Source organism: Xanthomonas sp. SHU 199, from assembly GCF_000364665.1.
Classification (GTDB): Bacteria; Pseudomonadota; Gammaproteobacteria; order Xanthomonadales; family Xanthomonadaceae; genus Xanthomonas_A; species Xanthomonas_A sontii.
Window position 1 is genome coordinate 1 of the sequence record NZ_AQOI01000186.1, and the last position, 11,619, is coordinate 11,619.

12 protein-coding genes are annotated in these 11,619 nt (G+C 69.4%); 7 read left to right on the top strand and 5 right to left on the bottom strand.

Translation table 11 applies throughout. The features are described from left to right. Both D183_RS27385 and D183_RS0107750 read right to left on the bottom strand, forming a co-directional pair. The coding region (locus tag D183_RS27385) for a hypothetical protein (RefSeq protein WP_017908500.1) at positions 1-679 on the bottom strand (679 nt) is incomplete at its 3' end. 171 nt (positions 680-850) lie between these two features. Then, positions 851-1,459, bottom strand: a complete 609-nt coding sequence (locus D183_RS0107750; RefSeq protein ID WP_017908501.1) for a TIGR00645 family protein — start codon at positions 1,457-1,459, stop codon at positions 851-853. Between the two features lie 113 nt (positions 1,460-1,572). Between D183_RS0107750 and D183_RS0107755 the strand changes: the two genes are divergently transcribed. The 4 genes from D183_RS0107755 to D183_RS0107770 all read left to right on the top strand — a co-directional run bounded on the left by D183_RS0107755 (position 1,573) and on the right by D183_RS0107770 (position 7,254). Then, a complete protein-coding gene (locus tag D183_RS0107755) occupies positions 1,573-2,262 on the top strand; it encodes a glutathione binding-like protein (protein ID WP_017908502.1) in 690 nt (229 codons plus the stop codon). A 70-nt stretch (positions 2,263-2,332) separates the two neighbouring features. Then, positions 2,333-4,564 (top strand): S9 family peptidase, encoded by a 2,232-nt coding sequence (locus D183_RS0107760; RefSeq protein ID WP_026144286.1) that lies wholly within the window; start codon positions 2,333-2,335, stop codon positions 4,562-4,564. 52 nt (positions 4,565-4,616) lie between these two features. Then, the gene (locus D183_RS0107765) at positions 4,617-5,201 is read left to right on the top strand and encodes a cytochrome c oxidase assembly factor Coa1 family protein (protein ID WP_017908504.1); all 585 of its coding nucleotides are present in this window, start codon (positions 4,617-4,619) and stop codon (positions 5,199-5,201) included. A gap of 247 nt (positions 5,202-5,448) precedes the next feature. Next, positions 5,449-7,254 (top strand): DUF885 domain-containing protein, encoded by a 1,806-nt coding sequence (locus D183_RS0107770; protein WP_017908505.1) that lies wholly within the window; start codon positions 5,449-5,451, stop codon positions 7,252-7,254. Positions 7,255-7,293: 39 nt separating this feature from the next. On the opposite strand, the gene D183_RS27390 is transcribed toward D183_RS0107770, so the two are convergent. Beyond that, entirely contained in the window at positions 7,294-7,647 is a 354-nt protein-coding gene (locus D183_RS27390; RefSeq protein ID WP_157835189.1) for a hypothetical protein, read from the bottom strand. Between the two features lie 275 nt (positions 7,648-7,922). After that, on the bottom strand, positions 7,923-8,387 hold the full coding sequence (locus D183_RS24250) for a hypothetical protein (protein ID WP_017908506.1): 465 nt from the start codon (positions 8,385-8,387) through the stop codon (positions 7,923-7,925). 172 nt (positions 8,388-8,559) lie between these two features. Between D183_RS24250 and D183_RS0107780 the strand changes: the two genes are divergently transcribed. Further along, positions 8,560-8,808 carry a hypothetical protein gene (locus D183_RS0107780; protein WP_010340624.1) on the top strand — a complete coding sequence of 83 codons (249 nt, stop codon included), beginning with the start codon at positions 8,560-8,562 and terminating at the stop codon, positions 8,806-8,808. 206 nt (positions 8,809-9,014) lie between these two features. Continuing rightward, positions 9,015-10,007 carry a porphobilinogen synthase gene (gene hemB / locus D183_RS0107785; protein ID WP_026144287.1) on the top strand — a complete coding sequence of 331 codons (993 nt, stop codon included), beginning with the start codon at positions 9,015-9,017 and terminating at the stop codon, positions 10,005-10,007. A 273-nt stretch (positions 10,008-10,280) separates the two neighbouring features. Here hemB and D183_RS0107790 read toward each other — a convergent pair whose 3' ends face one another. Further along, on the bottom strand, positions 10,281-11,270 hold the full coding sequence (locus D183_RS0107790) for an NAD-dependent epimerase/dehydratase family protein (RefSeq protein ID WP_026144288.1): 990 nt from the start codon (positions 11,268-11,270) through the stop codon (positions 10,281-10,283). A 91-nt stretch (positions 11,271-11,361) separates the two neighbouring features. Between D183_RS0107790 and D183_RS0107795 the strand changes: the two genes are divergently transcribed. Then, the coding region (locus tag D183_RS0107795; protein ID WP_017908509.1) for a helix-turn-helix domain-containing protein at positions 11,362-11,619 on the top strand (258 nt) is incomplete at its 3' end.

Sequence of the window (11,619 nt, forward strand, 5' to 3'; positions counted from 1 at the left end):
TGGCGGGGCGCGCGGCGGCCTGGCGTTCGGCCTCCTGGCGTGCGCTCTCGCGGCGCGCGGCCTCCTGCTGTGCGGCGATCTGCTGCGCCGCCTGCGCCTCGCTGGCCTGCTGTTGCGCCTGCTTCTGCTGCTCGGCCGCCAGCTTGGCCTTCTGCTCGGCGTCCTTCTTGGCCTTCTCGGTCTCGTCCTGGCTGCGCTGGGCCACGGCCTCCATGCCCTTGCTCACGCCCTGCTTGAGCCGCGGCAGCGCCGGCGCCTGCGGATCCATCTTCTCGATCAGGCCGATCAGGCGCTGGGCTTCCGGGAAGTCCTCGCGGTTGATGCTCTGTTCGGCGGCGATCAGCGTGTACGGCATCAGGTCGGTCAGCGCGCTCTTGACCCCGGCGTCGTCCGGCTGCTTGTCGCGCAACGCCAGGTAGTACTCGACCGCGTTGTTGCCGGCCGGTGCATACATGCGGTTCTCGCGCAGCGCCTGGCTGGCCGAGTCGTGCAACTGTTCGGTGCCCATCGACTGCACCTTGGCCGAGACCGCCGGCGGTGCCGGTGCGTTGGCCGCGGCGGTGGCCGGTGCAGCGCTGGGTGGTGCGGCCTCTTCCTGCTTGGAGCAGGCCGCCAGCGCGGCCAGCAACAGGATCGGCGCGACCCGGCGCGCCTTGGCGAGTGTGGTGAGTTGCGACATGCGTCCCCCTGAATCCCCGGTGTTGGCAATCAACGATGCGACGGCGGTGCGTTCGCGGTGCTGCGGCCCCCATGCCGCCAGCGCACCCCATCGGTCAATCTAGCATCCGCGGCCGCCGCGTGCGTGGCAGCCGCTGCCATGCGGCAAAAAGCGTGACGCCGCGCGCGCCGGTCAATGCGCCGGCCGCGCCGGCGCGGACGCGGACATGATCCGGTCGGTCCAGGCGATGCCGATCGCCGACAGGATGAAGATGCCATGGATGATGGTCTGCCACAGCACGCCGGTGGCGGTCAGCGTCGCGCAGCTCTTCAGGTCCACCGTCCCCACGGCGCTGGCCAGCTGTTCCGGTGAGCACATCGGCATGCCGCCGAGCGCGCCGACCGCGATGAAGGTCTTGAGCAGGTGGATCGAGGAGATGCCGATGATCGACAGCGCCAGCTTGACCTTGAGCACGCTGGCGTTGACGTGGCTCAGCCACTCCGGCTGGTCCGGATGGCCTTCCAGGCCCAGCCGCGACACGAAGGTCTCGTAGCCGCCGACGATCACCATCACCAGCAGGTTGGAGATCATCACCACGTCGATCAGGCCGAGAACGATCAGCATGATCTGCTGCTCGCCCAGGCTCGGCGCCTCGTGGATCAGGTGCCAAAGCTCCTTGCCGAACAGGAACACGTAGACGCCCTGGGCCACGATCAGTCCCAGGTACAGCGGCAACTGCAGCCAGCGCGAGGCGAAGATCAGGTTGGACAGGGGATGCAGGCGGGGCCGCTCTGGAGTCATGGCGTGGTCTGGAATGCTGCGTTGCGGGAGCGGCCAGGGTACCCGGCCGGCAATGACGCTGCCAAGCCGGGGGCCGCCGCTACACTCGGGATCCCCTGTCCAGGAACGCCGCCATGATCGATCTGTACTACTGGCCCACCCCCAACGGCCACAAGGTCACCCTGTTCCTCGAGGAAGCCGGGCTGGACTACACGCTCAAGCCGGTCAACATCGGCGCCGGCGAGCAGTTCGCGCCCGACTTCCTGGCGATCTCGCCGAACAACAAGATGCCGGCCATCGTCGACCATGCCCCGGCCGACGGCGGCGCGCCGCAGAGCGTGTTCGAATCCGGCGCGATCCTGCTGTATCTGGCCGAGAAGACCGGCCGCTTCCTCCCGGCCGATCCGCGCGGGCGCGTGCTCGCGCTGGAATGGCTGTTCTGGCAGATGGCCGGGCTCGGCCCGATGACCGGGCAGATGGGGCATTTCAACGTCTACGCGCCGGAGAAGATCGGCTATGCGATCGAACGCTACGGCAACGAGGTGCGGCGCCTGCACGGGGTGCTGGACAAGCGTCTGGCGCACAGCGCCTACCTGGCCGGCGACGACTACGGCATCGCCGACATGGCCAGCTACCCGTGGATCGAGGTGTACAACGGGCTGACTCCCGACTACGCCGCCTTCCCGCACCTCAAGCGCTGGCACGAGGCCATCGCCGCGCGCCCGGCCACCCAGCGCGCCTACGCCTTGAAGGAGCAGGTGAACCCGAACGCGGGCAAGCCGCTCAGCGACGCCGAGCGCAAGCACCTGTTCGGACAGCGCTGAGCCGGCGCGCTTCTCAAATCCCGGGCGCACGCGCATCATCCGTGCGCTCGGTGCTCCATCAGGAACCTTCATGCGCTCTCTGTTCGCCGCTCTCGCCCTCATGCTCGCCACCCCCATCGTTCCCGCCCACGCCGAGAAACTGACCCTGGAGGCCATCACCGGCAGCAAGCCGCTGTCCGGGCCGACCCTGATGAAGCCCAAGGTGGCGCCGGACGGCTCGCGGGTGACCTTCCTGCGCGGCAAGGACAGCGACCGCAACCAGCTGGACCTGTGGGAATACGACATCGCCAGCGGCCAGACCCGCATGCTGGTGGATTCCAAGCTGGTGCTGCCCGGCACCGAGACCCTGAGCGACGAGGAGAAGGCGCGCCGCGAGCGCCAGCGCATCGCCGCCTACACCGGCATCGTCGAGTACCAGTGGGCGCCGGACGCGCATGCGCTACTGTTCCCGCTCGGCGGCGAGCTGTACCTGTACGACCTGCGCAAGAGCGGCAGCGCCGCGGTGCGCAAGCTCACCCACGGCGAAGGCTTCGTCACCGATCCCAAGATCTCGCCCAAGGGCGGCTACGTCAGCTTCGTGCGCGGGCGCAACCTGTGGGTGATCGACCTGGCCAGCGGCCAGCAGCACCAGCTCACCCGCGACGGGAGCGAGACCATCGGCAACGGTGTGGCCGAGTTCGTCGCCGACGAGGAGATGGATCGCCACACCGGCTACTGGTGGGCGCCGGACGACTCGGCGATCGCCTTCGCGCGCATCGACGAAACCGAGGTGCCGGTGCAGAAGCGCCCGGAGGTCTACGCCGACCACACCGAGGTGGTGGAGCAGCGCTATCCGCAGGCCGGCCAGCCCAACGTCAAGATCCAGCTCGGCACGATCGCGCCGCGTGCCGGCGCGCAGCCGCAGTGGATCGACCTGGGCAAGAACCCGGACATCTACCTGGCGCGGGTGGACTGGCGCGATCCGCAACGGCTGACCTTCCAGCGCCAGTCGCGCGACCAGAAGCGCCTGGAGCTGATCGAGGCGACCCTGGCCACCGGCAAGCAGCGTGTGCTGATCACCGAGACCAGCCCGACCTGGGTGCCGCTCACCTACGACCTGCACTTCCTCAAGGACGGACGTTTCGTCTGGGGCTCGGAGCGCAGCGGCTACGAACACCTGTACCTGGCTTCGGAAGACGGCCGCACGCTGCGCCCGCTGACCCAGGGCGAGTGGGTGGTGGACGAACTGCTCGCGGTGGACGAGGCGGCCGGCAAGGTCTATTTCTCCGCGACCAAGGCGTCGCCGACGCAGACGCAGATTTACGCGGTGCCGCTGGCCGGCGGTGCCATCGCGCAGCTGTCCAAGCCGAACGGCACGCATGCCGCCAGCTTCGCCAAGAACGCCAGCGTGTATGTCGACAGTTGGTCCAACACCACCACGCCGCCGCAGATCGAGCTGTTCCGCGCCAACGGCGAAAAGATCGCCACCCTGCTGGTCAACGACCTGGCCGATCCGCAACACCCCTATGCCGCCTACCGCGCCGCGCAGCGTCCGGTCGAGTTCGGCACCCTGACCGCCGCCGACGGCAAGACCCAGCTGCACTACCGGCTGATGAAGCCGGACGGGTTCGACCCGGGCAAGCGCTACCCGGTGGTGGTCTATGTGTACGGCGGTCCGGCCGCGCAGACCGTGGTCGACGGCTGGCCCGGCCGCGGCGATGCGCTGTTCGACCAGTACCTGGCGCAGCACGGCTATGTGGTGTTCTCGCTGGACAACCGCGGCACGCCGCGCCGCGGCCGCGATTTCGGTGGTGCGCTGTACCAGCACCAGGGCACCGTGGAAGTGGACGACCAGTTGCGCGGCGTGGCCTGGCTGAAGGCGCAGCCGTGGGTGGATGCGGCGCGTATCGGCGTGTATGGCTGGTCCAACGGCGGCTACATGACCCTTATGCTGCTGGCCAAGCACAGCGAGGCCTATGCCTGCGGCGCCGCCGGCGCGCCGGTGACCGACTGGGGCCTGTACGACAGCCACTACACCGAGCGCTACATGAACCTGCCCAAGGCCAATCCCGATGGCTACCGCGACAGCCGCGTGGCCGCGCACCTGGACGGGCTGACCTCGCAACTGCTGCTGCTGCACGGCATGGCCGACGACAACGTGCTGTTCACCAATTCCACCTCGCTGATGAGCGAACTGCAGAAGCGCGGCAAGCTGTTCGAGCTGATGACCTATCCGGGCGCCAAGCACGGCCTGTCCGGCAGCAACGCGCTGCACCGCTATCGCACCACCGAAGCCTTCCTGGCGCGCTGCCTCAAGCCCTGAGTGCGCCGTTCCGCTTCCACCTTCCCGCTTCCGCACGACAAGGAGTGACGTCATGTCGAGTCCGCCACCGCTGCCCGGCACGCCCGGTCCCACCTCCACCACGGCGCTGCCACCGGCCAAGCGCGGCTGGTGGGCACGGCACTGGAAGTGGGCGGTGCCGCTGATCGTGCTGGTGCTCGGCGCCCTGTTGCTGGCGTCGATCGCGGTGTTCGTGCTCGGCATCGCGCGCGTCACCAAGTCGTCCGAGCCGTACCGGGTCGGTGTGATGGCCGCGCAACACGACCCGCGCGTGGCGGCTGCGCTGGGCGCGCCGATCAAGGACGGCATCATGCCCAGCGGCAGCTTCAACAGCAGCGGCGGCGGCAGTGGCAATGCCGAGCTGAGCGTGTCGCTGCACGGCAGTCGCGCCAACGGCACCCTGTACATCGAAGCCGAGCGCCACGCGGGCGAGTGGCACTACACCACCTTGCAGGTGTTGCCGGATGCGGGTGAAGCGATCCCGCTGCTCGATGCGCTCGGGCAGGACGCCGAGGACGAGGACGAAGAGGCGGACGGGATGTCGGTCGAGGCGCCGCCGGTGCCTGCCACAGATGTCGACGACAGTGCCACGCCGGCAGAGGTCGACGCGACGAAGTAAGCAGCGGCGAACGATCTGCCGCCCACCGCACCGCGTGGTGCGTGGGTGGCGCCATGGGATGCGCGATCGCACCGCCATGTCCTGCAATCGCGCGCCTCTGCTGCCGGCACAGCATGTGCGCGACCGCGGCGGCGTAGTCTTCACCCGTATGCTGCACCGCGGCGTGGCGGCGGCCATGACCTCCGGCAGATGGCCGAGTTGGCACGCGCCGCGTACGGTCCTGACATCATTCTGTCGGAGCTGTGCCATGAAGCCACGTGTCCTCGCCATCGCCCTGACCCTGGCACTGGCGGCGCCTTTGCCGTTTTCGGCGATGGACGCGGCGGCCGCACCGGCGGCCGCATCCGCCACGCGCGCGCCGGCCTGGGTGGAGCGCAGCAATGCGTTCGCGCAGATCCTGCTGCAGGCGCAGGCGCCGTTCCAGGCCGAGGAAGTGAGCTTCTTCGGCGTGCCGGGATTCGACGACCAGGTCTCCGATTTCGCGCCCGACAACGCGCGGCGTTTCCGCGAGGCGACCGCTGCCGCGCGCCGCACGCTGCAGGAAAAACTGCAGGTGGAGCGCGATCCGAACGTGCGCCAGGATCTGGCGATCCTGATCCACGCCGCCGACCAGTCCATCGAGGGCAGCACGCTCAACGAGCGTTTCTTGCTGCCATGGACCGACGCGCCGCAGCACGTGTTCGGCGGCATCAACAACCTGTTGTCCGAGCAGGTGCCGGCTGCGCGCCGCGCCAAGGCGCTGCTGCGGTTGCAGCGTTACGTGGGCCTGGCGCCGGGCAGCACCTCGACCCTGCAGCTGGCGCGGCAACGCTACGAAGAAAAGCGCGCGGACGGCAATCTCCTGCAGCCGACCAGGCGCGAGGTCGAGCAGGCCTTGAGCAACGTCGATACCTACGCCAAGGGCATTCGCGCGCTGTTCGCCGAGTACAAGATCACCGGCGCGGATGCGGCGCTGGCGGCGCTGGACAAGCAGTTCCAGGACTACGCCACCTGGACCCGCACGGTGGTGCTGCCGCAGGCGCGCGAGGATGCGCGCCTGCCGCCCGAGCTGTATGCGTTCCAGCTCAAGCAGGTCGGCATCGACATCGCACCGCAGGTGCTGATGCAGCGCGCGCAGCTGGAATTCATGGAAACCCGCGCGGCGATGCAGCAGCTGGCGCCGCTGGTGGCCGCGGCCAAGGGCCTGCGCGGCGACGACGCCCGCGACTACCGCACGGTGCTGCGCGCGCTCAAGCGCGACACCATTGCCGACGACAAGCTCGAAGCCCACTACCGCAGCGTCATCGACCGCATCGATCCGATCATCCGCCAGCAGCGCATCGTCGACGTGCCGCAGCGGCCGATGCAGATGCGCCTGGGCTCGCCGGCGGAAAGCGCCGCGCAACCGGCGCCGCATTTCCGCCCGGCGCCGCTGGTCGGCAACACCGGCGAGCAGGGCACCTTCGTGCTGCCGCTGGGCAATCCGGACAGCGCCGGCAAGGGCGAGCACTACGACGACTTCAACTTCGGCGCGGCGGCATGGACGCTGAGCGCGCACGAGGGCCGGCCCGGCCACGAACTGCAGTTCACCGCCATGGTCGAGCGCGGCGTGTCGCTGGCGCGCAGCCTTTTCGCGTTCAACTCGGTCAACGTCGAAGGCTGGGCGCTGTACGCCGAGGCCGAGATGGTGCCGTACGAGCCGCTGGACGGACAGTTGATCGCCTTGCAGTTCCGCCTGCTGCGCGCAGCGCGTGCCATGCTCGACCCGATGCTCAATCTCGGCCTGATCGACCGCGAGCGGGCGCGCCTGGTGCTGGAGAACGACGTCGGCCTGTCGCCGGCGATGGCCCGGCAGGAACTGGACCGCTACATGGTGCGCGCGCCCGGCCAGGCCGGCAGCTACTTCTACGGCTACAGCCGCATCCTGGAACTGCGCATGCGCACCGAACTGGCGCTGGGCGCCAGGTTCGACCGGCTGAAGTTCAACAACTTCCTGCTGGACCAGGGGCTGTTGCCCCCGGACCAGCTGGCCGCGGCGGTGGACGAGGAGTTCGTGCCGTCACAGCGCAAATGAGCGCCGCCGGGATGCACCGTTGGCGGCTGCACGCCGCTATTAGTGAGTGATTGGGTCGTTTTCGGGCCGCTGCCGTCCCGTCCAGTCGCTGGCCTTGCCGCCGCCTATCTGGCAGATGCGCTGGCGTTCGAACCATGCGTTGTACGCAATGACGGACCACCCTTTGCAGTATTTGGTGCCGACGACCGTGGGGTAGGGGCAGTAGGGTGGAACCGGCGCCCATCCGCTGCCGGCACCTACGGGTCTCCAATGCCGGTTGGGCGATTTGCAGCCCTGCGTACAGAACACGAACGGATCGTTGGAACGGCAAGACAGATCCTCATAGACCTGCTGTGCGCCCGCGACGCCCTGAAATCCCAGGAACGCAACCAGAATCCATATCCACTGTTTCATCGCACTTCCCTCTGTCGAAAGCGGTCCATCCCAGACGTTCGGACCAAACGTGTCACTGCGTGGCGAGCGGCATCCCGAACCCGCACCCTTGAATGGGTCCGGTCGATTCTGCCTGCAAATAGCTTAGCAAGGGTTTCAGCGGCGGAGGGTGTTCGCTGCCGGGCCAATCCGCTGGCCCGGGGGACCCGGACGATTCGTTTCGGGGGAGCGGTGCATGTGCCAGAGCCGGCGCATCGACAGGGCAGGTCATCGGTTGCTGACCGACCTGACTCGATTCAGCGAGCGGGGGGCGGCGCAGGCTGCGGTCCAGCTGCCGCTGGCGCCTGCGCCCCCGGCGGCACCCAGATCGCCATGCCGGCGGCACGCTTCTGCGTGGTGGGGATGCCGATGCCCAGGCCGCCGCCGACGTGGCCGCCGTAGCTGCCCGCGCCGACCGACAGGCCGCCGCCGGAGCGCTGCGAGCCCACGCCCATCAGCACCACGCCGTTGGCGCCGAGCTTGGCCGCGTCGCGCTTGAGCCGGTCCACGGCCGCGTCGGTCTGGCCCTGGGTGCCGAAGCCGGCCGCGCTGGAGGCTTCGAGCTGGGCGATATCCACCGCCCCCGGCGGCGGCGCGGAGTAGATCTGCACCAGTGCCGGGTCGATCGGCGGGCGCGCCGCGCCGACCATCACTTTCGAGGAACTGGCGCAGCCGGCCAGTGCCAGCAGCAGCGCCAGCGGCAACAGCGGTCGGATGTTCATGGCCTTACCCCCGTGTTCGGATCTCACGCGATCATAGGCGGGCCGGGTGAATCGTGCCGAACCCGCCGCTGTCGCACCCTCGCAGGGCCGCCGTGATCCCCGTGCCAAGAGTTGGGTTGCCTGGCGTTCGCCGCGCGCTATGGTGCAGGCTCACATTCGCACGGAGGCCGGCATGGGCCTGATCAGTCTGCTGTGGGGCATCGTGGCGTTGCTGTGGATGATCCTGGCCTTCATCCCGCTGCTCGGCTGGGGCAACTGGTTCCTGATCCCGTTCGCCGCGGTCGGCGCGCTGATCGCCGCGATCGGGCTGCTGTTCACCGCGGCGCCCAACCGCGGCCGCGCCAAGACCGGCCTGATGCTCAATGCGCTGGTGATCGTGGTCGGGGTGATCCGGTTGAGCCTGGGCGGCGGGGTGATCTGACCTGCGTGCCGGGCGACCGGCATGCTGTGTTGCAGCATCCCGCACTGCGCGCCGCGCCGGCGGGAGTAACATGCGCAGCCGACGGCGGCCCGCGCGCGGGCCGCCCTGCGTTCACGCCGGTGCCGGCGGCGCGGCCTGCGGTGCCTGGCGGCATCGGCCGCGCGACTGGCGCGGCCCCCAACATCCGCCTACCCAGGAGCCTGCACGTGGCCCATCCCCACTATCGCCCCCGGCGCATGCGCCGCGATGCCTTTTCGCGCCGCCTGATGCGCGAACACACCCTCACCGTCGACGACCTGATCTGGCCGGTGTTCGTGCACGACGTGCCCGGGCGCACCCCGATCGCGTCCATGCCGGGCGTGGAGCGGCTGTCGATCGAAGAACTGCTGAAAGAGGCCGAGGCCGCGCTGGAACTGGGCATCCCGGTGATCGACCTGTTCCCGGTGATCGACCCGGCCGGCAAGTCGCTGGACGCGGCCGAGGCCTGGAACCCGGACGGCCTGGCGCAACGCGCGGTGCGCGCGCTGAAGACGCGCTTCCCGGAGCTGGGCGTGATGACCGACGTGGCGCTGGATCCGTACACCAGCCACGGCCAGGACGGCATCATCGACGACCGCGGCTACGTGCTCAACGACATCACCGTCGAGGCGCTGGTGCGGCAATCGCTGTCGCATGCGCAGGCCGGCGTGGACATCGTCTCGCCGTCGGACATGATGGACGGACGCATCGGCGCGATCCGCCGCGCGCTGGATGCCGACGAACATCTGCACGTGCGCATCATGGCCTACTCGGCCAAGTACGCCTCGGCCTTCTACGGGCCGTTCCGCGAGGCGGTGGGCAGCGCCGGCAACCTCGGCAAGGCCGACAAGACCACCTATCAGATGGATCCGGCCAACGGCGACGAAGCCCTGCGCGAGATCGCGCTGGACCTGGAAGAAGGTGCGGACATGGTGATGGTCAAGCCCGGCATGCCCTACCTGGACGTGGTGCGGCGGGTGAAGGACGAATTCCGCGTGCCCACCTTCGCCTACCAGGTCAGCGGCGAGTACGCGATGCTCAAGGCAGCGATCGGCAACGGCTGGTTGGACGAGCGCGCCTGCGTGCTGGAGTCGCTGATGGCGTTCAAGCGCGCCGGCGCCGACGGCGTGCTGACCTATTTCGCGCCGCAGGTGGCGCGCTGGCTGCGCGAGGCGCGCTGAGCCGGTGCCTGGCTGTCAGAGACACCGCCGTCGCGACGCTTTTCTCCGGAAGGCCCTGTCGCGACTGAAGTGCACCTCCAGCAGCGGCGAAGGCCATTCGGAGGAGCGGTTCGAGCCGCTCCTGCCATCGAGACAGGACATCATGCCGAGCCGCGGCAATGATGCGTCATTCGAGGTGCCCTGAAGTCGCTCCTGTACAGGCGGCGATCTTGCGCTCCATTTGCGTGGATCTTCGTAGGCGCGGCGTCAGCCGCGCCTACGTACACATCGGCGTCATGTCGATGGTGTCGCCGCCGGCAGACAGCCCAGCCCCTGCAGCGTCGCCTCCACCGCCACGTCCAGCGGCGTATGCGGTTCTTCGCCGAGCAGTTCCAGCAGCCGCGCATTGCGCATGCGCAGCGGGTGCCGCCACAGCGGGCGCATCTCGTGCAGTTCGCGCGCCAGCGGCCAGAACGGCTGGGCCAGGGTCAGCAGCGGCCACGGAAAGCGGCGCGTGCGCGGCGGCGCCAGGCCATGGCGCTGCGCCACCCGCGCGATCGCCGCGGCCATCTGTGTGCCGTCGGCGTCCCAGTGCCCGTCCATGTGCAGGCGGGCGAACGCCGGCAGGCGCGTGCGCTGTTGCAGCAGCGCCAGCATGGTCCGCGCCACGTCCGGCACGTAGGCCCATTGGTGGCCGACACCTGGATCGCCCGGCAGGGTCACCGTCGTGACCGGCCGTCCCGGTCGCACCAGCCCCTGCGCGAACCAGCTGTTGCCCACGCGCGGGCCGAAGAAGTCGCCGGCGCGCACCACGATCGCCTGTGCGCCTCGTGCGGTCGCGGCCTGCAGGCGCCGCTCCAGCTCCACCCGGATCGCGCCCTTGCGGGTGACCGGGGCCTGTGGCGCGTCTTCGTCCGGCGACGGGTAGGCGTCCGGGCCGTAGTTGTAGACCGTGCCCGGCAGGACCACGGTGGCGCGCTCGGCGATGGCCGCGGCGACGGTGTTGTCGATCATCGGCAGCACCAGCTCCGACCAGCGCCGGTAGCCGGGCGGGTTCACCGCATGCACGATCACCGCACAGCCCTTGGCCGCCTGCCGCACGTCGGCCTGTCGCAGCGCATCGCCGCGGTGCCAGTGGATGCCGTCGCGCTCCACGCTGGGGTGGGCGAGGCCGCGCTGCAGGGCGCGCACCTGCCAGCCGGCGTCGCGCATCTGCCGCGCCAGTTCGCCGCCGATGCCGCCGCTGGCGCCCAGCACCAGGGCCGTGGAAGAAGAAGAGGACATGGCAGCGCTCCGTCGGGGTCGGCGCTCAGTCTCGGTGCGGGTGCCGCAGAAGAAAATTGGCGAAGAGCGCGGACCAGCTATACATTTCTGTATGGACGATACGATCGGCTGGGAACTCTACCGCTCCTTCCTGGCGGTGCTGGAGGAGGGCTCGTTGTCGGCGGCGGCACGCGCGCTGGGGCTGACCCAGCCCACGGTCGGCCGTCACGTGGCGGCGCTGGAACAGGCGCTGGCGGTGCCGCTGTTCGTGCGCTCGCAGACCGGCCTGCTGCCCACCGATGCCGCCCTGGCCTTGCGCGGGCATGCGCAGGCGATGGGCAGCCTGGCCGCGTCGCTGCAGCGCGCGGCG

Excerpts from the sequence above, each read along its gene's own strand:
- D183_RS0107750 (WP_017908501.1), bottom strand. The coding sequence starts at position 1,459 with ATGACTCCAGAGCGGCCCCGCCTGCATCCCCTGTCCAACCTGATCTTC.
- D183_RS0107755 (WP_017908502.1), top strand. The coding sequence starts at position 1,573 with ATGATCGATCTGTACTACTGGCCCACCCCCAACGGCCACAAGGTCACC.
- D183_RS0107760 (WP_026144286.1), top strand. The coding sequence starts at position 2,333 with ATGCGCTCTCTGTTCGCCGCTCTCGCCCTCATGCTCGCCACCCCCATC.
- D183_RS0107765 (WP_017908504.1), top strand. The coding sequence starts at position 4,617 with ATGTCGAGTCCGCCACCGCTGCCCGGCACGCCCGGTCCCACCTCCACC.
- D183_RS0107770 (WP_017908505.1), top strand. The coding sequence starts at position 5,449 with ATGAAGCCACGTGTCCTCGCCATCGCCCTGACCCTGGCACTGGCGGCG.
- D183_RS27390 (WP_157835189.1), bottom strand. The coding sequence starts at position 7,647 with ATGAAACAGTGGATATGGATTCTGGTTGCGTTCCTGGGATTTCAGGGC.
- D183_RS24250 (WP_017908506.1), bottom strand. The coding sequence starts at position 8,387 with ATGAACATCCGACCGCTGTTGCCGCTGGCGCTGCTGCTGGCACTGGCC.
- D183_RS0107780 (WP_010340624.1), top strand. The coding sequence starts at position 8,560 with ATGGGCCTGATCAGTCTGCTGTGGGGCATCGTGGCGTTGCTGTGGATG.
- D183_RS0107790 (WP_026144288.1), bottom strand. The coding sequence starts at position 11,270 with ATGTCCTCTTCTTCTTCCACGGCCCTGGTGCTGGGCGCCAGCGGCGGC.